At 70.3% G+C, this 23829-nt stretch carries 23 protein-coding genes; 9 read left to right on the top strand and 14 right to left on the bottom strand.

The genetic code is table 11. The features are described from left to right. Positions 1 to 3: 3 nt before the first annotated feature. Entirely contained in the window at positions 4 to 699 is a 696-nt protein-coding gene (locus ACVDFE_RS16785) for an MBL fold metallo-hydrolase (protein WP_458430981.1), read from the bottom strand. A gap of 114 nt (positions 700 to 813) precedes the next feature. On the opposite strand from ACVDFE_RS16785, the gene ACVDFE_RS16780 reads away from it, so the two are divergent. Then, positions 814 to 1668 (top strand): peptidylprolyl isomerase, encoded by an 855-nt coding sequence (locus ACVDFE_RS16780; protein WP_360392310.1) that lies wholly within the window; start codon positions 814 to 816, stop codon positions 1666 to 1668. Positions 1669 to 1822: 154 nt separating this feature from the next. Here ACVDFE_RS16780 and ACVDFE_RS16775 read toward each other — a convergent pair whose 3' ends face one another. Both ACVDFE_RS16775 and ACVDFE_RS16770 read right to left on the bottom strand, forming a co-directional pair. Then, complete coding sequence (locus tag ACVDFE_RS16775) at positions 1823 to 4108, bottom strand: RelA/SpoT family protein (RefSeq protein ID WP_458430980.1); 2286 nt, start codon at positions 4106 to 4108, stop codon at positions 1823 to 1825. A 122-nt stretch (positions 4109 to 4230) separates the two neighbouring features. Then, positions 4231 to 4695: a Scr1 family TA system antitoxin-like transcriptional regulator gene (locus tag ACVDFE_RS16770; protein ID WP_458430979.1), complete on the bottom strand. Its 465-nt coding sequence runs from the start codon at positions 4693 to 4695 to the stop codon at positions 4231 to 4233. Positions 4696 to 4856: 161 nt separating this feature from the next. Between ACVDFE_RS16770 and ACVDFE_RS16765 the strand changes: the two genes are divergently transcribed. After that, on the top strand, positions 4857 to 5120 hold the full coding sequence (locus tag ACVDFE_RS16765; protein WP_458430978.1) for a hypothetical protein: 264 nt from the start codon (positions 4857 to 4859) through the stop codon (positions 5118 to 5120). 58 nt (positions 5121 to 5178) lie between these two features. Here ACVDFE_RS16765 and ACVDFE_RS16760 read toward each other — a convergent pair whose 3' ends face one another. The 7 genes from ACVDFE_RS16760 to ruvC all read right to left on the bottom strand — a co-directional run bounded on the left by ACVDFE_RS16760 (position 5179) and on the right by ruvC (position 12081). Then, on the bottom strand, positions 5179 to 5697 hold the full coding sequence (locus ACVDFE_RS16760) for an adenine phosphoribosyltransferase (protein ID WP_360392321.1): 519 nt from the start codon (positions 5695 to 5697) through the stop codon (positions 5179 to 5181). Beyond that, on the bottom strand, positions 5694 to 6860 hold the full coding sequence (gene secF / locus ACVDFE_RS16755; protein WP_458430977.1) for a protein translocase subunit SecF: 1167 nt from the start codon (positions 6858 to 6860) through the stop codon (positions 5694 to 5696). The genes ACVDFE_RS16760 and secF overlap by 4 nt, the downstream gene beginning before the upstream one ends. A 1-nt stretch (position 6861) precedes the next feature. Then, positions 6862 to 8649 (bottom strand): protein translocase subunit SecD, encoded by a 1788-nt coding sequence (secD, locus tag ACVDFE_RS16750; RefSeq protein ID WP_360392326.1) that lies wholly within the window; start codon positions 8647 to 8649, stop codon positions 6862 to 6864. 297 nt (positions 8650 to 8946) lie between these two features. Then, positions 8947 to 9330 (bottom strand): preprotein translocase subunit YajC, encoded by a 384-nt coding sequence (gene yajC / locus ACVDFE_RS16745; protein WP_458430976.1) that lies wholly within the window; start codon positions 9328 to 9330, stop codon positions 8947 to 8949. Positions 9331 to 9423: 93 nt separating this feature from the next. Then, on the bottom strand, positions 9424 to 10437 hold the full coding sequence (gene ruvB / locus ACVDFE_RS16740) for a Holliday junction branch migration DNA helicase RuvB (RefSeq protein ID WP_360392329.1): 1014 nt from the start codon (positions 10435 to 10437) through the stop codon (positions 9424 to 9426). Then, entirely contained in the window at positions 10434 to 11018 is a 585-nt protein-coding gene (gene ruvA / locus ACVDFE_RS16735; RefSeq protein ID WP_458430975.1) for a Holliday junction branch migration protein RuvA, read from the bottom strand. The genes ruvB and ruvA overlap by 4 nt, the downstream gene beginning before the upstream one ends. A gap of 493 nt (positions 11019 to 11511) precedes the next feature. After that, on the bottom strand, positions 11512 to 12081 hold the full coding sequence (ruvC, locus tag ACVDFE_RS16730; RefSeq protein WP_360392335.1) for a crossover junction endodeoxyribonuclease RuvC: 570 nt from the start codon (positions 12079 to 12081) through the stop codon (positions 11512 to 11514). A gap of 175 nt (positions 12082 to 12256) precedes the next feature. Here ruvC and ACVDFE_RS16725 point away from each other — a divergent pair, with 175 nt between their 5' ends. Genes ACVDFE_RS16725 through ACVDFE_RS16715 form a run of 3 tightly spaced genes read left to right on the top strand, consistent with a single transcriptional unit; the run spans position 12257 to position 14986 of the window. Next, positions 12257 to 13744, top strand: coding sequence for a diguanylate cyclase domain-containing protein (locus ACVDFE_RS16725; protein WP_458430974.1), 1488 nt, complete (start codon positions 12257 to 12259; stop codon positions 13742 to 13744). Beyond that, positions 13741 to 14172, top strand: a complete 432-nt coding sequence (locus ACVDFE_RS16720) for a cupin domain-containing protein (RefSeq protein WP_458430973.1) — start codon at positions 13741 to 13743, stop codon at positions 14170 to 14172. Before ACVDFE_RS16725 ends, ACVDFE_RS16720 begins: the two co-directional genes overlap by 4 nt. A gap of 10 nt (positions 14173 to 14182) precedes the next feature. Then, positions 14183 to 14986, top strand: coding sequence for an alpha/beta fold hydrolase (locus ACVDFE_RS16715; protein ID WP_458430972.1), 804 nt, complete (start codon positions 14183 to 14185; stop codon positions 14984 to 14986). A 22-nt stretch (positions 14987 to 15008) separates the two neighbouring features. Here ACVDFE_RS16715 and ACVDFE_RS16710 read toward each other — a convergent pair whose 3' ends face one another. Then, complete coding sequence (locus tag ACVDFE_RS16710; protein ID WP_458434349.1) at positions 15009 to 15692, bottom strand: SDR family oxidoreductase; 684 nt, start codon at positions 15690 to 15692, stop codon at positions 15009 to 15011. A 50-nt stretch (positions 15693 to 15742) separates the two neighbouring features. Between ACVDFE_RS16710 and ACVDFE_RS16705 the strand changes: the two genes are divergently transcribed. Continuing rightward, on the top strand, positions 15743 to 16777 hold the full coding sequence (locus tag ACVDFE_RS16705) for a serine hydrolase (RefSeq protein ID WP_360392345.1): 1035 nt from the start codon (positions 15743 to 15745) through the stop codon (positions 16775 to 16777). 214 nt (positions 16778 to 16991) lie between these two features. Here ACVDFE_RS16705 and ACVDFE_RS16700 read toward each other — a convergent pair whose 3' ends face one another. From ACVDFE_RS16700 to ACVDFE_RS16690, 3 genes are read right to left on the bottom strand one after another with little or no spacing between them, the layout of a single operon-like run. Beyond that, complete coding sequence (locus ACVDFE_RS16700; protein WP_458434348.1) at positions 16992 to 17798, bottom strand: sugar phosphate isomerase/epimerase family protein; 807 nt, start codon at positions 17796 to 17798, stop codon at positions 16992 to 16994. Beyond that, a complete protein-coding gene (locus ACVDFE_RS16695) occupies positions 17780 to 18799 on the bottom strand; it encodes a dihydrodipicolinate synthase family protein (protein ID WP_458430971.1) in 1020 nt (339 codons plus the stop codon). Before ACVDFE_RS16695 ends, ACVDFE_RS16700 begins: the two co-directional genes overlap by 19 nt. After that, the gene (locus tag ACVDFE_RS16690; RefSeq protein ID WP_360392354.1) at positions 18792 to 19934 is read right to left on the bottom strand and encodes a Gfo/Idh/MocA family protein; all 1143 of its coding nucleotides are present in this window, start codon (positions 19932 to 19934) and stop codon (positions 18792 to 18794) included. The genes ACVDFE_RS16695 and ACVDFE_RS16690 overlap by 8 nt, the downstream gene beginning before the upstream one ends. A gap of 122 nt (positions 19935 to 20056) precedes the next feature. Here ACVDFE_RS16690 and ACVDFE_RS16685 point away from each other — a divergent pair, with 122 nt between their 5' ends. The 3 genes from ACVDFE_RS16685 to ACVDFE_RS16675 all read left to right on the top strand — a co-directional run bounded on the left by ACVDFE_RS16685 (position 20057) and on the right by ACVDFE_RS16675 (position 23517). Then, positions 20057 to 21079, top strand: coding sequence for a LacI family DNA-binding transcriptional regulator (locus ACVDFE_RS16685; protein WP_360392357.1), 1023 nt, complete (start codon positions 20057 to 20059; stop codon positions 21077 to 21079). Between the two features lie 108 nt (positions 21080 to 21187). Further along, positions 21188 to 22495, top strand: coding sequence for a hemolysin family protein (locus tag ACVDFE_RS16680; RefSeq protein ID WP_458430970.1), 1308 nt, complete (start codon positions 21188 to 21190; stop codon positions 22493 to 22495). Continuing rightward, positions 22492 to 23517, top strand: a complete 1026-nt coding sequence (locus ACVDFE_RS16675) for a hemolysin family protein (protein ID WP_360392362.1) — start codon at positions 22492 to 22494, stop codon at positions 23515 to 23517. The genes ACVDFE_RS16680 and ACVDFE_RS16675 overlap by 4 nt, the downstream gene beginning before the upstream one ends. Positions 23518 to 23829: the final 312 nt, after the last annotated feature.

Genomic DNA, 23829 nt, shown 5'->3' with positions numbered 1-23829 from the left:
GTCTCAGAGTCCTCGGTGCGGGGCGGCCGGAGCGTCTCGCAGCTGAACCAGGTAGGGGTTCGTCGCGCGCTCGCGGCCAATGGTCGTCGTCGGTCCGTGGCCGGGCAGCACCACCGTGTCGTCGGGCAAGGTCAGGACCTTGTCCTGCAGGGACGACAGCATGCGGGAGTGGTCGCCGCCAGGCAGGTCGGTGCGTCCGATGGAGCCGGCGAAGAGCGTGTCACCCGAGATCACGAGGCGACCGCCCTCCTGCGCGCCGGACCGGAACATCACCGACCCGCCGGTATGGCCAGGGGTGTGGTCGACGGTGATCTTCAGCCCGGCCAGGTCGAGCTCGGCTCCGTCGTCGAGGGTGCGCACCTCGGAGGGCTCGCGCATCTCCAGGTTGCCGCCGAAGAACGCGGCCGACTCGCGGCTGATGCCCTTCAGCGGGTCGGAGAGCATCGCGACGTCGTCCGGGTGGATGTAGGCCGGGACGTCGTTGCCGTCGCAGACCGGCGTCACGGAGAACGTGTGGTCGAAGTGACCGTGCGTGAGCAGCACGGCGACCGGTGCGAGCCGGTGCTCGCGCAGTGCCTGCTCGATCGGCTCGACCGCGTCCTGACCGGGATCGATGATCACGCAGGGCTCACCCTCACCGGTCGCCAGGACGTAGCAGTTCGCCTGGAGCGCACCGGTCGGGAACCCGATCACGAGCACGAGAATGACCTCCCTAGTCCCCGACAGCGTAACCACTACACAAAGGTCATATGCCCAGGCCCTAGACTCCCGAGCCGACCGCCCTATTCGCATGAGTCCCTGGGGAGGGAGCACGTGCCCACCAACGAGCAGCGACGCGCGAACGCCAAGCGCAAGCTTGAGCGTCAGATGGTGTACCGCCAGGAGCGGGCCAAGAAGCGTCGCATCATCGCCGTCATCTCGACGGTCGTCGTTGTTGCGCTCGTCGGAGCCGGCGTGTGGTTCCTCTCCACGCACGACTTCGGCAACGGTGACGCGGAGGCGTCGGAGACCCCGCAGCAGGAGTCGGTGGACAAGGCGGAGAACATCCCCACCGCGCTGCACGCCGTCCCGAAGCGCCCCACCCCGCTGCCGGAGAAGGTGAGCTGCGAGTACACCAAGGGCACCGAGCCGGCGGCCAAGGAGAACACGATCCCGGCGAACGGCGAGCAGCCCGCCACCGGCACCGTCGGCGTCACGCTGGGCACGTCGATCGGCGACCTGAAGTTCAACCTGGACCGGTCGATGGCGCCGTGCACGGTGAACAACTTCGTGACCCTGGCGAAGCAGAAGTACTTCGACAACACCACCTGCCACCGGCTCGTGGTGACCGGCATCCAGGTGCTGCAGTGCGGTGACCCGGCCGGTACCGGCACGGGCGGCCCCGGGTACACGTTCAAGGACGAGGTCTACCCGGAGATGACCTACGGCCGCGGCGTGCTGGCCATGGCGAACGCGGGCCCGGACACCAACGGTTCGCAGTTCTTCATCGTCTACGGCGACGGTTCGAACCTGCAGGCGAAGTACACGATCTTCGGCACGGTCGACGAGGAGTCGCTGAAGAAGATCGACGAGGTCGCGAAGACCGGTACGGTCTCGCAGACCCCCGGCCAGGGCGACGGCAAGCCGAAGACGCCGGTCGACATCAAGTCGGCGACGGTCGCGAACTAGTCCGCTCAGGTGCATTTCGCGCGCTAACTCTTCACACGCAGAAGCCCCCGGCCGATTCGGCCGGGGGCTTCTGCGTCTTCCCCGTGGTGCAACGATCTCAGGTGTCGCTGTCGTTTCGCTGACGCCCGATTTCACGGGCTCCCGGTGGTCAGGATCAGGACGCCGACGTGACGCGGTAGACGTCGTAGACGCCCTCCACGCTGCGGACGGCCTTCAGGACGTGCCCGAGGTGCTTCGGGTCGCCCATCTCGAACGAGAACCGGCTGACCGCCACCCGGTCGCGTGACGTGGTCACCGACGCCGACAGGATGTTCACCCGCTCGTCCGCGAGCACCTTCGTGACGTCGGAGAGCAACCGGTGCCGGTCGAGCGCCTCGACCTGGATGGCCACCAGGAACACCGACGAGGCCGACGGGGCCCACTCGACGTCCAGCAGCCGTTCCGGCGACTTCAGCAGCTCGTCGGCGTTCGTGCAGTCGGTCCGGTGCACGGACACGCCACCGCCGCGCGTGACGAACCCGAGGATGTCGTCGCCGGGCACCGGGGTGCAGCAGCGGGCCAGCTTCACCCACACGTCGCCCGCGTCCTTGACGATCACACCGGCGTCGCCGGTGGGGCGGCGGCGGGTGACCGTGGACGGGGTGGCGCGGTCGGCGAGCTCCTCCTCGGCGTGCTCGACACCGCCGAGCTGCGCGACGAGCCGTTGCACGACGTGGCGGGCCGAGGTGTGGCCCTCCCCCACCGCCGCGTACAGCGCGCTCATGTCCGGGTAGTGCAGCTCCTTGGCCAGGGCCTGCATGGAGTCGACGGAGACGAGCCGCTGGATCGGCAGGCCGACGCGGCGCACCTCCTTGGTGATCGCCTCCTTGCCCTGCTCGATCGCCTCTTCCTTGCGCTCCTTGGCGAACCACTGCTTGATCTTCGCCTTGGCCCGCGGGGAGGCCACGAAGCTCAGCCAGTCGCGCGACGGGCCCGCACCCTCGGCCTTCGACGTGAAGATCTCGACGACCTCGCCGTTCTCGAGCTTGCGCTCCAGTGCGACGAGGCGGCCGTTCACGCGGGCGCCGATGCAGCGGTGGCCCACCTCGGTGTGGACGGCGTAGGCGAAGTCGACCGGGCAGGACCCGACCGGCAGCGTCTGCACGTCCCCCTTGGGGGTGAACACGAAGATCTCACGGGCGGCGAGGTCCCAGCGCAGCCCTTCGAGGAACTCGCCGGGGTCGGCGGCCTCCCGCTGCCAGTCGAGGAGCTGGCGCATCCAGGCCATCTCGTCGATCTCGACGGACTTGCCGTTGTGCGTGCCCTTGGTCTCCTTGTACCGCCAGTGCGCCGCGATGCCGTACTCGGCGCGCTGGTGCATCTCGTGCGTGCGGATCTGCACTTCGAGGGGCTTGCCGTCGGGACCGATGACGGTCGTGTGCAGCGACTGGTAGACGCCGAACCGCGGCTGCGCGATGTAGTCCTTGAACCGGCCGGGCATCGGCTGCCACGCGGCGTGCACGACACCCATGGCGGCGTAGCAGTCGCGCACCTCGTCGACCAGGATGCGCACGCCCACCAGGTCGTGGATGTCGTCGAAGTCGCGGCCGCGGACGATCATCTTCTGGTTGATCGAGTAGTAGTGCTTGGGCCGGCCCTCGACCTTCGCGACGATCCGCGCCGTGTCGAGCTGCCCGTTGAGCTCCGCGACGACGGTCCGCAGGTACGTGTCGCGACTCGGCGCGCGCTTGGCGACCAGCCGCACGATCTCGTCGTACTTCTTCGGCTGCAGGATCGCGAACGCGAGGTCCTCCAGCTCCCACTTCACGGTCGCCATGCCCAGCCGGTGGGCCAGCGGCGCGAGCACCTCGAGGGTCTCGCGGGCCTTGCGGGCCTGCTTCTCCGGCGGCAGGAACCGCATGGTGCGCATGTTGTGCAGCCGGTCGGCGAGCTTGATGACCAGGACCCGCGGGTCCTTCGCCATCGCGATCACCATCTTGCGGATCGTCTCCGCCTCGGCCGCTGCCCCCAGCTTGACCTTGTCGAGCTTCGTGACGCCGTCGACCAGCCGGGCGACCTCCTCGCCGAAGTCCTCTTTCAGCTGGTTGAGCGAGTAGTCGGTGTCTTCCACCGTGTCGTGCAGCAGCGCGGCCACCAGCGTCGTGGTGTCCATGCCCAGCTCGGCGAGGATCGTCGCCACGGCGAGCGGGTGCGTGATGTACGGGTCGCCGGACTTGCGGCGCTGCGGGCGGTGCTTCTCCTCGGCGACGTCGTACGCGTGCTGCAGAAGCGCCAGGTCGGCCTTGGGATGGAGGTCACGGTGCACGGCGGCGAGAGGTTCGAGGACCTGCTTCACCGGGGCCGCACGTTGGGCGGTGATGCGCCGCGCCAGGCGGGCGCGCACACGCCGGGTAGCCGACGGTTGAACAACCGTCGCAGCGGGTTCGGTGTCTTGACTCAACCCCACGCTCCTCGGGTCTCGCGAGTACCGAGGATAACGCGTTCGCGCTGACAGAACTTCCGGTGGCGCGCTGAGCGGCACAGCTCACACGGTGAACGCTCGGGAAACTTCCGCTGGGCCGATCAGGCGACGCGGGCCAGGAAGGCGCGCCAGGCGTGGATCGTGAACACGAGCCGGTCACCGTTCGCGTTCTTCGAGTCGCGTACGCGGGCATCACCGCTCAGCGACACCTCAACGCACGCCGAACCTTCCTTGGGGCCGCTGTAGGTGCTCTTACGCCAAGCCCGTCCCTGAGTCATGCGGGTCCCTTCTCGGTCCGCTGACGTACTTCGCCAGCATGTTCCGCGATTGTTCCGCATCCAAAGCGTGCGTCTCAGCCACGCGAAGAACCTCTTGCCCTCTCTCACGACGGCAGGGTCCTGCGAGAACACCATCGCAACCTCGTTCTCGGTGTAGACCACGGGGTCTGCCTTGGCGAAGCTGAACAGCGTGCGCGCCGACCGCATCGCCAGGGTCACGCCCGCCGAGATCGGCACGATCCGCAGCACGTGCGTGTTGAAGAGCGCCTGCAGGTACTGGTCCTCCATGAGTGCTCGCGCAGCCGGCGCAGCTCGTCACCGAGGTCTCTGCTGCAAGCGGTGGAGATAAGCGCAGCCATGTCTGGGGAAAGTACGGATTGCAGGCCCTCCACGGACTTGCTCGTAAGGGTGAAAATGGTCCGGTGAGGACTTTCCTGTGGTGCGGTGCGATGAACGTCGTCTGGTTGCTCGCCATGGCGTACGGGGCCCTGCAGGAGGTCGGCCACGTCGACCAGCGCGCCCTGCTCGGCACGGGCACGGCGTGGGTGCTGGCGACGGTGGCGAGCTGGTCGCTGCTGCGGCGGTCGACGCGCAGGCACGCGGTGTGGGAGTACGCGGTGGTGACGGCACCGGCCGCGCTGGTGGCGCTGGTGCTGGTCACGACCGGGGCGTGGTTCGTGTCGCCGCCGGGGCCGGGCAAGCCGCTCGCCTGATCCGCGCGACGTGAAAGGGCCCGGTGACCGACGGTCACCGGGCCCTCGGCACGAGAGCTCAGACGGCGAGCAGGGCGCTCACTTCGCGGCCCGCCAGCCTGGAGCGGCCACCCAGGGCCGGGATCTCCAGGACCACCGACACACCCGTCACGATGCCGCCGGCGCGCTCCACGAGCGTGCAGGCGGCCTCCGCGGTGCCTCCGGTGGCGAGGACGTCGTCCACGACCACCACGCGCTGACCGGGCTGGATGGCGTCCGCGGGCAGTTCCAGCGACGCTTCGCCGTACTCCAGCGCGTACGACACGCGGTCGGCGACGGCCGGGAGCTTGCCGGGCTTGCGCAGCGGCACGACGCCGTAGCGCCAGCCGTACCCGAGCGCGGCACCCAGGAGGAAGCCGCGCGACTCGATGGCGGCGATCACCTGAGTGCTGTCGTCGATCTTGTCCTGCAGGGCGTCGACCACGGCGCGCAGGGCGTCCGGGTCGGCGAGGACGGGCGTGAAGTCCCGGAAGACGACCCCCGGCCGGGGGAAGTCCGGGACCTCACGCAGCAGTCCCAGTGCACGATCTAGCTTCAACGCTGGCGCTTTCCGGTCGGGCGGCCGCGACGGGTGTCGGCGACCTTGGCGGTGCGGTGCGGAACCGACGCGGCGGCGGCCATCGCCTCTTCCTTGCGCAGGTCGGCGGCGAGGGACTCCTCGTCGGCCGACTCGATGCCCTCGGCGTCGGGCGCCACACCGACCGACGCGGCCTTGGCGCGACGAGCGGTCACGCGCTTGGCCTGCGCCACGTACTTCGGGTCGCGCAGCTTCAGGTCCACGAGGACCGGGGTGGCGATGAAGATCGACGACAGGGCGCCGATGAACATGCCGACGAGCTGCACCAGCGCGAGGTCCTGCAGGGTGCCGACGCCCAGGATGCCGACGCCGACGACCAGCAGGCCGATGACCGGCAGCAGCGCGATCAGCGAGGTGTTGATCGAACGCATCAGCGTCTGGTTGAGCGCCAGGTTCGCGGCCTCGGCGTAGGTGCGGCGGGTCAGGCCCAGCAGGCCGCGGGTGTTCTCCTTGACCTTGTCGAACACGACGACCGTGTCGTACAGGGAGAAGCCGAGGATCGTGAGCAGACCGACGATCGTCGCCGGCGTCACCTCGAAGCCGATCAGCGAGTACACGCCCGCGGTGATGACGACGTCGTGGAACACCGCGACGAGCGCCGCGACCGCCATCCGCCATTCGAAGTAGAACGCCAGGAACAGCGTCACCACCACGAAGAACCAGAACAGCGCCCACAGCGCCTTGCCGCTGATCTCACCGCCCCAGGACGCGGAGACGGCGCTGTCGGAGATCGCCGACGGGCCGCCGCGCGGGCTGGTGTCGGTGGCCAGCGCCGACTTGAGCGCCGAGACCTCCTGCACGTTCAGCGCGGGCGACTTGACCTGGATGGTCGCGCTGTCGCCGGTGCCGACGGCCTGCACGGCGTTCGGCTTCTTGCCCGGCAGTGCCTTCGCGAACACGTCCTCGACGGTGGTCGTCGTGATCGTCTGGCCGGACTGGGAGATCGACGGCATCGAGATCTTGGTGCCACCGAGGAAGTCGATGCCCAGGTTGAAGCCGTTGAACACCATCGAGCCGATGCAGACCAGCAGGATGATGGCCGACGTGATGTACCAGCGGACGCGCTTGCCGACGATGTCGAAAGCGCCGTTGCCGACGTAGAGGCGCGTGAACACGTTGCTCATGTCAGGCCTCCTTCACGGCGGTCTTGCCGGACCCGGCGCGGTGCGACGCGCCCTCGCGGGCGGCACCGCCCAGACCGGACAGGCTCGGGTTGGACAGGAACTTGGACTTCGAGGCGATCGCGACCAGCGGGTGCGTCACGAGGAACACGACCACGAGGTCGAGGACCGTTGACATGCCCAGGGTGAACGCGAAGCCCTTCACCTGGCCGACGGCGATCACGTACAGCACGGCGGCGGCGATGAAGCTGACCGCGTCGGCCGACAGGATCGTGCGGCGGGAGCGGACCCAGGCGCGCGGGACGGCCGAGCGGAACGACCGGCCCTCGCGCACCTCGTCCTTCAGGCGTTCGAAGAAGACGATGAACGAGTCCGCGGTGATGCCGATGGCGACGATGAACCCGGCGATGCCGGCGAGGTCGAGGGTGAACCCGATCCAGCGGCCGAGCAGCACCAGCACGCCGTAGACGATCACACCGGACAGCGCCAGCGACAGGATCGTCAGGATGCCCAGGAGGCGGTAGTAGAACATGCAGTAGACGAAGACCAGCGCGAGGCCGATGCCGCCCGCGATGAGACCGGCCTTGAGCGACTGCAGGCCGAGCGTCGGCGAGATCGTCTGCGCCTCGGAGGAGTCGAACGACAGCGGCAGCGCGCCGTACTTCAGGGTGTCGGCGAGCGACTGCGCCTGCTTCAGCGTGAACTTGCCGCTGATCTCGGTCGAACCGCCGGAGATGGCCGCCTGGATGGTCGGCGCGGACATGACCTCACCGTCGAGGACGACGGCGACGGCCTGCTGCACGTTCGCGGCGGTGAACTTCGACCACTTGTCGCCGCCCTCGCTCTTGAAGTCGAGGTTGACGACGTAGCCGGTGCCGTTCGGGTTCGCGTTCGCGGCGGCGTTGCTGATGTCCTCGCCGGACAGGCGCGAGTACGTGGTGTAGTCGTCCGGCTTGACCGTGGTGTCGCCGGCGGCCGGGTGCACCGGCGCGAGGATGTACTTGAACTCGCCGGCCTCGTCACAGGTGACGAGCGGCTTGTCCAGGTCGTCGTTGCCGCGCAGCGGGTCGGCCTTGGAGCAGTCGAGCAGGAGCGCGGCCTGCTGGAGGGTCTGCTGGTCGCTGCTCTGGCGCAGCGCCTTGGCCTCCTGGATCTCCTTGGCGATCTTCGGGTCCACGTTGCCCGGCACGGACGGCTGCGAGCTGCCGGGAGCCGACGAGGACGGCGGGGTGCCGGCCGACGGCGGCGCGCTCGACGGCTGCGCTGCCAGGTTCGGAGCGGGACGGCCCTGCGGCGCGTTGCTCGACGACGGCTGGCCCGCTGACGCGCTCGGGGGCGCGGGCGTGCTGGTGGCCGGGGCGTTGCTGCCCGACGGCGGAGCGGACGTCTCGGACGGCATCGCGGTGCCCGCCGGGATCGGCTGGCCGACGACCTTGCGAAACGCGAGGCGGGCGGTCTGGCCCAGGCCCTTCGCGCCCTCGCTGTCCGCGCCGGGCACGGTGATCGTCAGGTTGTTGCCGTCGCGGACGACCTCGGCGCCGGAGACGCCCAGACCGTTGACGCGCACCTCGATGAGGTCACGCGCGCGGTTCAGCGCTTCCTCGCTGGGCTGCGCGCCGTCTTCCTGACGCGCTGTCAGCGTGACGATCGTGCCGCCCTGCAGGTCGATGCCGAGCTTCGGTTTGGCGGAGCCGTTGCCCGTGAAGAACACAAGGGCGTAAAGCGCGACGACGACGACGGCGAAACTCGCCAGATACTTCGCGGGGCGAATTTGCCCGGCCGGAGGTGCCACGGTCCGTCCGTCTCCTCAGTTGACATGTCTCAGCGGAGGCGCAGATTACCCTGCGGGTTGTGAGCTGCGCGTCACTCCCCGGCACCGGTTTGCGCCGTTCACACTTGCCAGCACCGTCACCAGTGCTTCGTTGACGCCGCTGAGCGGAGACTGACACAATTGCGGACCGGGGGGCAAGCTGGGGGTTATTCCCGCTGAGCGCCTGCGCCCGAATTCGTCCTGGGGACACGACTGACCGCCGCGCCCGTGCGCGGTCTCGGCGACCGGGCACGGACGTTGCGCGTCTGAACGCCCGAACTACTTCTTGGCGTTGTGGTCGAGCGGCTCGGCGACCTGAGCGGCGGCCGGGGTCGTGGTCGGCGCGGTGGTCGCCGTGGTGGCCGGCTCGATGACCTGCTCGTCGTCCGCCGTGTCGACGACCGCGGTCTCCTCGACGTCGACGACCTTCTCGCGGATCGCGGCGCGCAGCCACCGGGTGACGACACCCTCGGAGATCTCGATGTCGATGGTGGTGTCGTGGCTCGAGTCGGCGACGGTGCCGTAGAGACCCGACGTCGTCATGACCTTGTCGCCCGGCTGGAGCTCGTTCTGCAGCTTCTGCTGCTCGGCCATCGCGCGCTTCTGCTTGCGCGCGCTGAGGAACAGCGGCACGGCCAGCAGCACCAGCAGCAACGGGAACATCAAAGACGAAAGGTTGCCCATCATTCTCCGATCAGGTGGACATGCCTTCTCGCACGTCCGATATGTCCAGGTGCTCTCACCGATTGTGCCAGGTCACCACAGTTGATCTCCGGCGGGCGGCTCCAGCCCCAGGTGTTGCCACGCGGCGGGCGTCGCCACTCGTCCGCGCGGTGTCCGGGCCAGCATGCCAGCCCGCACCAAATACGGTTCGCACACCTCTTCCACCGTGGTCGGCTCCTCCCCCACGGCGACCGCGAGCGTGGACACCCCGACCGGTCCCCCGCCGAAGCTCCTGACCAGCGCGTTCAGCACGGCCCGGTCGAGCCGGTCGAGGCCGAGGTGGTCGACGTCGTAGACCTCCAGGGCCTGCTTGGCGATCTCCTCCGTGACCCGGCCGTCCGCCCTGACCTCGGCGAAGTCGCGGACGCGGCGCAGCAGCCGGTTGGCGATGCGGGGCGTGCCCCTGGAGCGGCCGGCGATCTCCCTGGCGCCGTCGTCGTGCAGGTCGACGCCGAGGATCTTGGCGCTGCGCTTCACGATCTGGTCGAGGTCGTCGGGGTGGTAGAACTCCATGTGGGCGGTGAAGCCGAACCGGTCGCGCAGCGGCCCGGTCAGCGCCCCGGACCGGGTGGTGGCCCCGACCAGCGTGAACGGGGCGATGTCGAGCGGGATGCTGGTGGCGCCGGGCCCCTTGCCGACGACCACGTCGACGCGGAAGTCCTCCATCGCGAGGTAGAGCATCTCCTCGGCGGGGCGGGCCATGCGGTGGATCTCGTCGATGAACAGGACGTCGCCCTCGACGAGGTTGCTGAGCATGGCGGCGAGGTCGCCGGCCCGTTCGAGCGCGGGGCCGCTGGTGATGCGGATCTGGCTGCCCAGCTCCTTGGCGATGATCATGGCGAGGCTGGTCTTGCCGAGCCCGGGGGGTCCGCTGAGCAGCACGTGGTCGGGTGCGGTGCCGCGGCGCATGGCGCCGTGCAGGACCAGTTCGAGCTGCTCGCGGACCCGGTGCTGGCCGACGAACTCGCTGAGGTCGCTGGGCCGCAGGCTCGTCTCGAGGTCGCGCTCGGCGGGGACGGCGTAGGGGCTGAGCTCGTCGTCGGTCACTTGCGCCCCAGCGTGGAGAGCGCGCGGCGCAGGACTGCGCTGGTGGACTGGTCGGGGTTGTCGGCGAGGACCTTGTCGACGGTCGCCTCCGCCGACTTGGCCGGGAAGCCGAGCCCGAGCAGCGCCTCGACGACGTGGTCGCGGGTCTGGTTGTGCTGGGCGGGCGCGGCGGCGCTGGGCAGCTGGCCGACCTTGTCGCGCAGCTCGATGATGAGCCGCTCGGCGCCCTTCTTGCCGATGCCGGGCACCTGGGTCAGTACCGTGATGTTGCCCTCGGCGATCGCGTGGCGCAGCTTGTCCGGCTCCAGCACCGCCAGCGTGGCGAGCGCGAGCCGCGGCCCGATGCCGCTGACCGTCTGCAGCAGCGTGAACAGCTCGCGGGCCTCGGCGTCGGCGAACCCGAACAGGGTGAGGCTGTCCTCACGGACCACGAGGGTCGTCGCGAGGCTCGCCTCCTCACCGCGGCGCAGCGTGGCGAGCGTCGTGGGGGTGGCCTGGACGGCGAACCCGACCCCGCCCACCTCGACGACGGCGTGGTCGAGGCCGACGTGCTGCACCTGGCCGCGCAGTGACGAGATCACCTGTGTCCTCCGATCGCGGCCTGCACGCTCGCGCAGGCGTCCCCTCGCAAGGGGGACCCCTTGCTTTCATTCTTCCAGCCGACACCGACAGTTTCGGTGCGCGCTGAAGCCATCATGATCCGCCTCGCCGTGCCGGGTCGGTCAACCGGGCCTGGCTCGCACCGCCGCGCCACGCTCAGCACAACCGCACGAAAGCTCCCCGCGTGCGGTTGCAGTGCACGAAAGCTCCCCGCGTGCGTGAAAGACGAACGCCGGGCTCCCGCGTGCTCCGACAGGGAACGCGGGACTCCCGCGTGCCCCGGTGGGGAACACGGGACTCCCGCGTGACACCGGAGCGCACGAAAGCGCCGCGCATACGACGGGAGTGCACGAAAGCTCCCCGCGTGCACTCGTAGTGCACGAAAGCGCCCCGCGTGCGATGTGAGTGCACGGAAGGAGCCCGCGTGCGTCTCGAACGGGCGGAAGAGCGGGGTTCGACGTGCGGTGCGCGGGGTCACGAACCGCCCCGGCGGGCGGCTTCGGCCAGCCGGGCCTTGTGCACGCGGGCCAGTTCGGCGGCCTTCGCCTGCGCTTCCTCCATGCGCGAGCGCATCGGCGCGCGCCAGTGGTGGCAGATGGCGATGGCGAGCGCGTCGGCGGCGTCGGCGGGCTTGGGGGCGACCTTCAGGCCGAGCAGCTTGGTGATCATGAGCGTGACCTGGGCCTTGTCGGCGCGGCCGGAGCCGGTCACGGCCGCCTTCACCTCTGACGGCGTGTGGAACTCGACGGGCAGGTTCCGCTGGGCCGCGGCCAGGGCGATGACGCCCGACGCCTGCGCGACGCCCATGGCGGTGCTGACGTTGTGCTGGGCGAAGACGCGTTCGATGGCGACGACGTTGGGTTCGTGGCGGTCCATCCATTCGCACACGCCGGTGTACAGCTCGTGGAGGCGCACGGCCAGAGGGGCGTCCACGGGAGTGCGCAGGACGTCGACGGCCACGGCACGCACGGTCCGGCCGGGTCCGCCGTCCACGACGCCGAGGCCGCACCTGGTCAGACCGGGGTCGACCCCGAACACCCGCACGACAGCCCCACTCCCGCCGACCGACCCGGACGAACGACCGACCCGGACGAAACACTCTGACGAACACTCGTTCGAACCATATCCGGTGCGCTGCGGGGGGACGTGCACCGACACGGTTCGACAAGCGCACGCCGCGTTACTACGGTGGTCAGGTTTCTGATCACGGGGGTTGCCGGTGAAGCGGTTCTGGCTCGTCGCGGGGTGCGTCGGCACCTTCATGGCGGTCACCGTCCTCGCCGCGCTGACCGCGCCGCGCGACATCGGTGTCGCGATCGACAAGGTCGTGCAGCTCATGTTCGCCGTGGCGGCGTTGCTGGCCTACGCGCGTGCGGGAAACCGTTGGATGACGGCGGCGATGACCAGTCTCACGGTGGGGTTGTCGGCGTGGATCTGGGGGCAGCAGATCCTGGGTGTGCAGCTGCCGACGTCCACTATCGCGCCGTTGGGGTTCACGATGGTGCCGGTGTTGTGCCTGGCCGCGGTGATCACACGGGCACATGCCGCGCGACGGGCCGATGACCTGCTGCCGAACTACCGCAGCCGCACGGTCGTGGTGCTCGACGGGTTGATCGTGATCGGGTCGCTGTTCGTGCTGACGTGGGTGTCGGCGCTGGAGTCGCTGACCCGGCCGTGGGCGCAGCAGGGGCCGGGGTTCATCACGGTGGTCGCGCATCCGGCCGCGTACCTCGTGCTGCTCGTGACGATCGTGGTGACGTCGTGGACCCATCAGTCCGTGCGGCAGTGGTCGATGGTGTTCGTGGCGTTGGCCGGTGTCGCGCAGTCGTCGTCGGGGTGGGTCTTCGCGTTCCACATCTCGAAGGGCATCACGGCGATCCCGGCGTCGGCGGACATCGGGTTCATGTTGTGCCCGGCGCTGTTCTTCCTGAGCGCGCTGGCACCGGCGCGCGACGCCCCGGCGACGCCCGGCCGCATCCGGATGGCCGACATGCTGCACCTGCTGGTGCCGTACCTGCCGCTGGCGGTCACCGGGCTCTTCGTGCTGTGGAACACCGCGACCGGCGGGCGGCTGAACCCGGTCGAGATCTACGTCGGGCTCGCGGTCGTGTGCCTCGTGATCGTGCGGCAGCTGTTGACGATGATGGACAACGTCAGGCTGATGGACCAGCTTCGGCTCAGCAGAGAGCAGCTGCGGCACGAGGCGTCACACGACCCGTTGACCGGTGTTGCGAACCGTTCGCTGTTCCGTGAGCGATTGGAACGCGCGTTGGCCGTGCGCGACCGGTCGACGCCGTTGATCCTGCTGTTCATCGACGTCGACGGGTTCAAGTCGGTCAACGACAACTACGGCCACGCCGAGGGCGATGTCGTGCTGCGCAACGTCGCGGCGCGGCTGGAGCACAGCGTGCGGCCGGAGGACACGGTGGCGCGGCTCGGCGGCGACGAGTTCGGCGTGCTGGTCGACGGCGGCGACCCGGAGGAGCTCGGTGAACGGCTGCTCGCGGCGCTGACCCACCCGCACGAGGTGCACGGCCGCGTTCACCGGGTGCGTGCCAGCATCGGTGTGGCACAACGGCGTTCCCACGACCCCTCGGTGACCGCCGACGACGTGCTCGGAGCCGCGGACGCCGCGATGTACACGGCGAAGCGGCTCGGCAAGGGCATGGTCGTCGTGCACGGCGCCCCTCTTCCGGAGATGACGTGACCCCAGAGCAGTTGATCGAGGACCTCGGCATGCAGGAGCTGCCGGTCGAGGGCGGCTACTTCGCGCAGACGCACCGCTCGGAGGAGGTGTCGGCCATCGCGTACCTGTTGCGGCGGCCGGACTTCTCGGGCATGCACGTGCTGGAGCACGTGGAGATCTACAGCTTCCACGCCGGGTCTCCGTTGCGGATGCTGCTGCTGCACCCCGACGGCACCGTGTCGCAGCCGTTGCTGTCGGAGTCGAACCCGCAGGTCGTGGTGCCCGCGGGCGTGTGGCAGGGCAGCGCGCCCGCCGGCGAGTGGTCGCTGGTCGGCACGGTGGTGGTGCCGCCGTACACCGACGACATCGTGTCGTTCGGCCACGCGGACGACCTGTGCGCGCGTTACCCGTCTCACGCTTCGGAGATCAGGGGCTTGTGCCGCTTCTAAGATCTCCGGAATGGCGCTTGTCCCGCTCAACGGCATCGAGCTGAACGTCCAGACCGAGGGCACCGGTGACCTCGTCGTCCTGGTGATGGGCACCGGCAGCCCCGGCCGGGTGTGGCGCACCTACCAGGTGCCCGCGCTGGTGAAGGCCGGCTACCGGGTCGCCTACTTCGACAACCGCGGGATCAAGCCGTCGTCGGAGTGCGCGGACGGCTTCACGATCACCGACATGGTCGCCGACACGGCGGCGCTGATCACGCACCTGGGCGGTCCCGCGCACGTCGTCGGCACCTCGCTCGGTGCGCGCGTCGTGCAGGAGCTGGCACTGGCGCGTCCCGAGCTGGTGCGCAGCGCGGTGCTGATGGCGACCACCGGGCGGCCCGACCCGGTGCAGCAGCTGTGGTCGCGCGGCCTGCGGGAGCTGCACGACAAGGGCATCGAGCTGCCGGCGTCGTTCTACGCGGCGGCCTCGGTCACGAGGAACCTGGCGCCGGCCACGCTGGCGGACCCGGTGATCGCGCGTGACTGGCTGCAGATGTACGAGTTCGCGGCCACGATGCCCACCGCGGGTGAACGGGCGCAGCTGGCGCTGGGCGAGTTCACGCCGCGGGTCGAGGCCTACCGCGGCATCACCGTCCGGTCGCTCGTGATCGGGTTCGCGGACGACCGCGTCCTGCCGACCCGGCTGTCGCGCGAGGTGGCGGACGCGATCCCCGGCGCGCGGTACGCCGAGGTGGCCGACTGCGGGCACATCGGGTACCTGGAGCGGCCCGACGAGGTGAACCGGCTGCTGGTCGAGTTCCTCGGTGGCGCGTGAGGCGGCCGGCGCCCGGACGGCCTCAGCGGTGCGCGGCCTGGCCGGTCGGCCGGAGCAGGATCTCGTTGACGTCCACAGTGGACGGCTGCGACACCGCGTAGAGCACCGCGCGCCCCACGTCGGCGGGCTCCAGCTTCGGGTCGTCCACACGCGACGCCGGGATCGCCTCCGTGTCGACGAGCCCCGGCTGCACCACGGTCACCCGCACGCCGGTACCGACCGCCTCCGCGCGGATCGCCTGCGCCAACCCCGTGGTCGCCCACTTCGTCGCCGAGTACAGGCTCCCCGGCCGCACGCCGCGGCCCGCCGCCGACCCGGTCAGCACCAGGTGGCCGCCGGACCGCAGCAGGGCGGGCATCGCGGCGCGCGCGGTGAAGGCGGGACCGCAGACGTTCGTCACCACCATGGCCGTCCATTCGGCTGGTTCCGCACCACCCGAAGTGGTGAACGAGGTGTCGACCGAGGCGCCGGCGTTCGCGAACACCACGTCGATGCGGCCCCAGCGGGACTCCACCCGGGACATGAGGTCCTGCACGGAATCCCACGAAGACACGTCGCATTTGGCGTCCCAGCCGCGATCGCCGACAGATTCTTCGGCCGAACGGGAGGCGCGCACGACGCGATAGCCCGCTTCCGAAGCCAAGGAGGCGGTGGCCGCGCCGATGCCGCGGGACGCGCCGGTCACCACGAAGACCTGTTCCATGATCGGCAACCCTAGTCAGGGAGATGTCAGCGGCGCCTGTTTTGATGAGCCGCATGACTTTGAACCGCAGGTCCGTGTTCGGGCTGGGCACCGTCGCGGCCGCGACGGCCGTGCTCGGGCCCACCGGCACAGCACAGGCGCAGGAGGAGGCGGAGGTCGAGATCGAACGCTTCCCGACCACCGCCGAACGGTCGCGCAAGCGCGTCGCGCAGGTCTACCGCAGGCAGGTGAAGAAGGCGCGCGGCACGTGGTCGTCGTACATCACGGTCGCGGACCTGGACGGCAACACCCGGCCCGCGGTCGACGAGAACGCGGACGCCGTGGTCGAGGCCTACAGCGTCAACAAGGTCGCCGTCGCCGTGGCGGTGCTGGACAAGGTGGACCGCGGGCTGGTCAGGCTCGACCAGACGGTCACCGTGTCGGCCGCGATCGTCATCCAGGACACCGACGGCATCTTCGCGCTCGACGGGGCGTACCCGAGCGAGGTCACCGTCGGGCACGCGCTCGCGAACCTGCTGACCGTCTCGGACAACACCGCGGTCCGGCTGTGCGGGCTGGTCGTGCCGGCGCTGGAGCTCAACGAGATCCTGCGTTCCAAGGGCTTCGTGCACACCCAGGTCGTGCCGGTCGCCAACCCGAACCGGTTCTTCCTCGGCACGACGACGGCGCGGGAGACCCACGCGCTGCTGCAGAAACTGGTCGACGGCGAGCTGCTCTCGCCAGCGTCGACGGCGTACCTGCTCAACATCCTGCGGGCGACGGCGAGCTTCACCGACGGCGTGCGGCTGAACCTCACCACCAACGAGCGGTTGCGCGTCGCGACGAAGGCCGGCTGGTACGAGGACGGCCGCAACGAGGCCGGGATCATGTTCAGCGAGGACAACCGGGCGATCCTGGTGTACTCGATGTTCGCCTCCGGCGCGTTCAGCGGCGACAAGGCGCAGAACGACCAGGACTTCAGCACCACGCACCCGGCCGTCGCGGCCCGCGCGGAGCTCGGCCGGTCCATGTTCGACGCGGTCATCAAGATCACGACCAGCAAGCCGAAACACCGCGCAAAGGTTTACAGGTTCTTCAACGGCGGCTGATTCCTGAATTTTGTTCGAAAACCGGGTCACCGGGTAGTGCTTCTCGGCTATACACGTACCAGCGCCGGGGTCGGTCGTCGCCGCCGTCGACGACCGGCTTCCCCGCGTCGCTGAGCAGGTTGCCAGATGTCAGCGGCGATTTGATCATGTGTTGGTGGTACTTGCAGACGCCTGGGCGGCAACGAGGGGGCGGGCAAGGCTTCTGGCCAGGTGCTCAGAGGGCCGGTTCCACAATGGAGTGGTACCGCCGCGACACCTCCCCGATCACCTCGTCGAAGTCCGCGGCCCAGATCTCGGCGTTGAAGATCTCCACCTCGACGTCCCCCGCGTACCCGGTCGCGGCGACCTGCCTGGTCAGCCGGTCGAGGTCGATCACGCCGTCGCCGGGGTAGCCGCGGCCGAGCAGCACGTCGGCGGGCACCGGCGTGAGCCAGTCGCAGACCTGGTACGAGGCGATGAGCGGGCCCGCGCGGGCGATCTGCGCGTCGACGTCGGGGTCCCACCAGACGTGCAGCGCGTCGACGACGACTCCGGCGGACACGTGCTGCTCGGCGAGGTCGAGGGCCTGCGCCAGCGTCGACAGCACGCCGCGGTCGGCGCAGAACACCGGGTGCATCGGCTCCAGTGCCAGCGTCACGCCCGCCTCGGCCGCGTACCCGGACAGCTCCGCGACCGCGTCCGCGACCCGGTGACGTGCGCCAGTCAGGTCCTTGTCGGCGGCGACTCCCCCGACGACCACCACCAGGGTGTCCGTGCGCAGCGCCGCCGCCTCGTCGATCGCGCGGCGGTTGTCGTCCAGCGCGGCGCGGTTGTCCACGGCGGTGAGGAACCCACCGCGGCACAACGACGACACGCGCAGTCCCGCGTCCGCGACGAGCTTCGCGGTGCGGTCGAGGCCGTGGTCGGCGACCGGTTCGCGCCACAGCCCGATCGAGGTGATGCCGTGCCGAGCACAGCCCTCGACGGCCTCCACGACGGTCGCTCGCTTGATCGTGGCCTGGTTCAGCGAGAGGCGAGCCACTGCTGCCACCGCCGTTCCGCGAGCTCGGGCTCGACCACGCCGGCGACCTCGGCGAGCCGTTTGGCCTCGGCCAGGTGCTCGACGCCGCGGGCGGTCTGCAGGCCGTCGAGCAGCAGGAACCGGTCCTGGTGCCCGGCCAGCCACGCCAGGAACACCACACCGGTCTTGTAGTAGTAGGTCGGTGCGCTGAACAGATGGCGCGACAACGGGACCGTGGGCGCCATGATCCGGTGGAACTCCGCGGTGTCGCCCTCGTCGAGCTTGCGCAGCGCCTTGGCTGCCACCGGTGCGATCGGGTCGAAGATGCCGAGCAGCGCGTCGCTGTGGCCGTGCTCGTCGCCCGCGATCAGGTCCGGGTAGTGGAAGTCGTCGCCGGTGTAGCAGCGCACGCCAGGTGGGAGCGCCCGTCGCAGCCCGATCTCGTGGCCGGCGTCGAGCAGCGAGACCTTCACCCCGTCGACCTTGTCCGGCCGGGAGTGGACGACCTCCAGGAAGTTGCGGGTGGCCTGCGCGACGTCGGCGGCACCCCAGTAGCCGGCCAGCGCCGGGTCGAACGCGGTGCCGAGCCAGTGCAGGACCACCGGCTCGCTGACGTTGTCGAGCAGCGTGCCGTAGACCTTCGCGTAGTCCTCCGGCCCGCGGGCGCACGCGGCGAGCTGCCGTGAGCACATGAGCACCGGCTGCGCGCCCGCGTCCTGCACGACCTCCAGCTGCTCCAGGTAGGCGCGGAGCACGTCGTCGAGGCCGGCCGCGCCGGTGAGGTGGTCGGTGGCGACGCCGGCGCAGATCCGCCCGGCCTTCTCGACGGCGCTGCGGCGGACCAGCTCGGCGGCGGCCGGCCAGTCGAGGCCCATGCCGCGCTGGGCGGTGTCCATGGCCTCGGCGACGCCCAGGCCGTGCGACCACAGGTGGTGCCGGAACGCGAGCGTCGCGTCCCAGTCCACCGTGCGCTCGTCCCGCGCGACGACGTGCGCGGCGGCGAAGACCACCCGGCTAGACATCGGCGAGCTCGATCCTGCGACCCTCCGAAGAGGACCGCAGCCCCGCGGCCGCCAGCGCGACACCGCGTGCGCCGGCGCGGAAGTCGTGCGGGAACGGCGTGCCCACGCAGACGTGCCGCAGGAACTCCGCCCACTGCACCTTGAAGCCGTTGTCGAACTCCTCGTTGTCCGGCACCGCCTGCCACTGCTCGCGGAACGGGTGGGTGACCGGCAGGTCCGGGTTCCACACCGGTTTCGGCGTGACCGCGCGGGGTTGCACGAAGCACTCGCGCAGCCCGGCGACCGCGCTGCCCTCCGTGCCGTCCACTTGGAACTCGACGAGCTCGTCGCGGCGCACCCGCACGCACCAGGACGAGTTGATCTGGGCGATGATCCCGTTCTCGATCTCGAAGATGCCGTACGCGGCGTCGTCGGCGGTCGCGGCGTACTCGGTGCCCTGCTCGTCCCAGCGCGTCGGCACGTGCGTGACGGCGCGCGCGGTCACGGCCTCCACCCGGCCGAACAGGTTGTGCAGCAGGTAGCTCCAGTGGCAGAACATGTCCGAGACGATGCCGCCGCCGTCCTCGGCGCGGTAGTTCCAGCTCGGGCGCTGCGCGGGCTGCCAGTCGCCCTCGAAGACCCAGTAGCCGAACTCGCCGCGCACGCTGAGGACGCGGCCGAAGAACCCGCCGTCGACCAGCCGCTTGAGCTTGCGGATGCCCGGCAGGTAGAGCTTGTCGGCCACGACGCCGTGCTTGACGCCCTTCTCGTCGGCGAGCGCGGCCAGCCGCAGCGCCTGCTCGACGGTCTCGCTGACCGGCTTCTCCGTGTAGACGTGCTTGCCGGCCTCGATCGCCTTGGTGATCGACTCGACGTGCTTCGACGTGACCTGCGAGTCGAAGTAGACCTGCACGTCCGGGTCCGCGAGCGCGCCGTCGAGGTCCGTGGTCCAGCGCGCGAGGTCGTGCCGTTCGGCGATCTCCTTGAGCTTGTCGGCGTTGCGGCCGACGAGCACCGGCTCGACCTTGAGCACCGTGCCGTCCGGCAGCCGCACGCCCTCGTCGCGCAGCGGGAGCAGGGACCTGACCAGGTGCTGGCGATATCCCATCCTCCCGGTGACGCCGTTGACCGCCACTCCGATGGTCCGAACCGCCATCGCACCTCCCTGGTAGCAGCGCTGGAAAGCGCTTTCCCGCCACGCTAATAGCGGTACTTCGCGGCCGTCAACCTCCGTGGGAGCTAGTCTCCCGTCCACACACGCACTAGACGGAGGTGGTCGTGTCCGCCCGACAGGTGACGCTCGCCGAGGTGGCGAAGCAGGCGGGTGTGTCGCTGGCGACCGCCTCGCGCGTGCTCAACGGCAGCACGCGGCAGGTGAGCGAGGAGCTGAGCGACCGGGTCCTGCGCACCGCGGAGGAGCTCGGGTACGTGCCGAACGCGTCCGCGCAGGCGCTGGCCCGCAACTCGAGCTCCCTGGTCGGGCTGGTCGTGCACGACATCACCGACCCGTACTTCTCCTGCATCGCGGCCGGGGTGACGCGGGTGGCGGAGGAGAACGGCCTGGTCGTGGTCCTCGGCACGACCAACCGGTCACCGGACCGCGAGGTGGAGCTGCTCTCGACGCTGCGCGCGCACCGGGCCCGCGCGGTGGTGCTGGCGGGCTCGCGGACCACGGACCGGGCCGCGCAGGCCAGGCTGGCGGCGGAGATCGACGCGTTCACCGAGCAGGGCGGCCGGGTGGCGTGCGTGTCGCAGGCGAAGCTCGGGACGGACACGGTCGTGCCGGGCAACCGGGCCGGCGGTCGCGCGCTGGCCCGTGAGCTGGCTGCGCTCGGGCACCGCAGGTTCGCCGTTCTGGGTGGTCCTTCCGACCTCGTGGTGGCCCGCGACCGGCTCGCCGGGTTCAAGGCGGGACTGGCCGACGCCGGGGTCGCCCCGCCGGTCGTGGTCAACGGCCCGCTGACCCGTGACGGCGGTTACGAGGCCGCGCTGGAACTGCTCGCCACCCGCAGGCAGGCCCGTGCGACCTGCGTGTTCGCCGTCACCGACGTGATGGCGATGGGCGCGATGGCCGCGTTGCGCGAACGGGGTGTGCGGGTGCCGGAGGACATGTCGATCGCCGGGTTCGACGACATCCCGACGCTGCGCGACACGGTTCCGGCGCTGTCGACCGTGCGGCTGCCGTTGGAGCGGATGGGTGAGATCGCCGCAGGTCTCGTGCTGGACGCCGGGGGTGACGAGGCCCGCACCGTCCGCGTCGCCGGTGAGGTGGTGCTGCGGGCCTCGACTGCCCACAATTAGACTCGTCTGGCTGTTCACGTACTTAGTCATGAGGAGTTGAGCCGTCCCCGTGGGTACTGGCCCCGGCTGGCATACCAACCCGGTCCCCCGTCGCTCGGGAGCACGCAGGTGACCGGAACCCTGTTGAGCCTGCTCGGTCTGCTCGCCGTCGTGGCGCTGACAGCGGGCACCTTCATCGCGGTGGCGGCGGAGTTCTCGCTGACCGCGCTGGAACGCAGCACCGTCGAACGGCACCTCGCCGAGGTCGGTGACGCCAAGGCGCGCACCATCGACCGCGCGCACCGCACGTTGTCGTTCCAGCTCTCCGGCGCACAGCTCGCCATCACGCTGACCACGCTGATCACCGGGTACATCGCGGAGCCCGCGATCGCCTCGCTGATCCAGCCGGGCCTGAACGCGCTCGGCGTGCCGCCGACGGTCGCGGGCGGGTTGTCGCTGGCCCTCGCGCTGGCGATCGCCACGGCGTTGTCGATGGTGTTCGGCGAGCTCGTGCCGAAGAACCTGGCAATCGCGAAGCCGCTGGAGACCGCGCGGGCGGTGGCGGGCCTGCAGGCCGGCTTCTCGACCGTGTTCCGGTGGCTGATCACGGCGATGAACGGCTCCGCGAACTGGCTCGTGCGCCGTTTCGGCGTGGAGCCGGTCGAGGAGCTGGCGTCCGCCCGGTCACCGGAGGAGCTGGGCGCGCTGGTCCGCACGTCCGCCGAGCACGGCACGCTGGACGAGGGCACCGCGGTGCTGCTCGACCGCTCGCTGCGCTTCGGCGACCGGACAGCCGGCGAGCTGATGACCCCTCGCATGCGCGTGGAGGCCCTTCGCGCCGACGCGACCGTGCACGACCTCGTGCAGAAGGCGCGTGACACCGGCTTTTCGCGTTTTCCGGTGCATGACGGTTCTCTGGACGAGGTGCGCGGCATGGTGCACGTGAAGCAGGCGTTCGCCGTGCCCGCCGCTCTGCGCGGGACGACTCCTCTGTCGGCGTTGACCCGCCCGGTGACATCGGTGCCGGAGACGCTGGAGGGTGACGCGCTGCTGGACCGCCTGCGCGCTTCGGGCCTGCAGACGGCGCTGGTGGTCGACGAGTACGGCGGCACGGCCGGCATGGTGACGCTGGAGGACGTGGTCGAGGAGATCGTCGGCGACGTCCGCGACGAACACGACCGCGGCGAGGCACCGCCGGTCCGGTCGCTGGGCAAGGACAGCTGGCTGGTGTCGGGCCTGCTGCGCGACGACGAGGTGGCCGAGGCGACGGGTTTCCGGATGCCGGACGGCGACTACGAGACGCTGGCCGGCCTGGTGCTGACGCGCCTGGGCCGGATTCCGGACGTCGGTGACGAGATCAGGGTCGACGGCTGGCGGGTGACGGTGATGCGGATGGACCGCCACCGCGTGGCCGAACTGCGGGTGGTGTCGACGTGAACTTCCTGGTTGTCGTCCTTCTGCTGGCGGGCAACGCCTTCTTCGTCGGCGCCGAGTTCGCGGTCATCACCGCGCGGCGCGACCGTTTGGAGGCGTTGGCCGACAAGGGTTCCTCGCGCGCACGCACGGCCATCAAGGCGTCGCAGGAACTGCCGTTGCTGATCGCCGGCGCACAGCTCGGCATCACACTGTGCTCCCTCGGCCTGGGTGCCATCGCCGAGCCGGCGCTGGCCACAGTGCTGGAGGGCCCCCTCGGCGCCGTTGGCCTGCCCGCTGCTGTGGTGCACGGCGTGGCGTTCGCGGTGGCGTTGGTCATCGTCGTCGCCCTGCACACGATCCTCGGCGAGATGGTGCCGAAGAACCTCGCCATCGCCGGCCCCGAACGCGCCGCCCTGTGGCTGGTGCCCGTGCACTACGGGTTCAGCCGCATGATCGCGCCGGTGCTGGCCCTGTTCAACGCGGTCGGCCGCTGGGTGCTGCGCCGCTTCGACGTGGAACCCGTCGACGAGCTCGAGTCCGCCTACACCCCCGACGAGCTGGCCCTGCTGATCGGCCAGTCCCGCTCGGAGGGCCTGCTGGAGGTCTCCGAACACCGGCGTCTGACCCAGACGCTGACCTCGGTCTCCCGCACGGTCGCCGACGTCCTCGTGCCGCTGGACCGCGTGACGACCGTGTCCGCCGCCCCCACCGTCGGCGAGATCGAGGCGGCGGTGGCGGCCACCGGCTTCTCCCGCTTCCCGGTCAAGTCCGACGCGCGCCTGGTCGGCTACCTGCACGTCAAGGACATCCTCGACCTGGAGGGCGCGGCCACCCCGGTGCCCCGCGCCCGCGTGCGCGGCCTGCCCGAGGTGCCGGTGGACGCACGCCTGGACGAGGCCCTGACGGCCCTTCGCCGGGCCCAGTCGCACCTCGCTCGCGCTGTTGGGGCCGATGGTGGGGTGCGTGGGGTGGTGGCGTTGGAGGACCTGGTGGAGGAGTACGTCGGGACTGTGCGGGATGGGACGCACGTGCGGTGGGTGTAGCTGGCTCCGGCGCTGGGGATCCGGCGTTGGAGATCCGGCGCTGGGGTTCGGCACTGGGGTTCGGTCCGTGTGGATTCACCCGATCGTGATGTCCTGATTTGCCGGTTCGGCCGCCCTGCGTAGGGAGGAAGCGCGGGGGGCGGAGGTGGGTCGGGAGGGAGTGGCGGGGTTCGGCTTGGTTCGGCCGGGGCTGGCTCGGGTGGGGTGAAGGTCGGGCGAGACCGAGGTCGGATGTGGTCGGGTCGCGCCGGGCGCGGTGGGTCGTGCGCGGCTGGCGCCGGGTCGGGCGCGGTGGGTCGGGCGCGGCTGGAC

This window comes from Lentzea chajnantorensis (assembly GCF_054300775.1).
Note: the sequence above shows the minus strand (reverse complement) of the source record. Positions and strands in the feature narration are given on the sequence as shown.

Excerpts from the sequence above, each read along its gene's own strand:
- ACVDFE_RS16715 (WP_458430972.1), top strand. The coding sequence starts at position 14,183 with ATGGCGCTTGTCCCGCTCAACGGCATCGAGCTGAACGTCCAGACCGAG.
- ACVDFE_RS16695 (WP_458430971.1), bottom strand. The coding sequence starts at position 18,799 with ATGTCTAGCCGGGTGGTCTTCGCCGCCGCGCACGTCGTCGCGCGGGAC.
- ACVDFE_RS16690 (WP_360392354.1), bottom strand. The coding sequence starts at position 19,934 with ATGGCGGTTCGGACCATCGGAGTGGCGGTCAACGGCGTCACCGGGAGG.
- ACVDFE_RS16765 (WP_458430978.1), top strand. The coding sequence starts at position 4,857 with ATGAACGTCGTCTGGTTGCTCGCCATGGCGTACGGGGCCCTGCAGGAG.
- yajC (WP_458430976.1), bottom strand. The coding sequence starts at position 9,330 with ATGTTCCCGTTGCTGCTGGTGCTGCTGGCCGTGCCGCTGTTCCTCAGC.
- ACVDFE_RS16770 (WP_458430979.1), bottom strand. The coding sequence starts at position 4,695 with ATGGAGGACCAGTACCTGCAGGCGCTCTTCAACACGCACGTGCTGCGG.
- ACVDFE_RS16705 (WP_360392345.1), top strand. The coding sequence starts at position 15,743 with ATGACTTTGAACCGCAGGTCCGTGTTCGGGCTGGGCACCGTCGCGGCC.
- secF (WP_458430977.1), bottom strand. The coding sequence starts at position 6,860 with ATGAGCAACGTGTTCACGCGCCTCTACGTCGGCAACGGCGCTTTCGAC.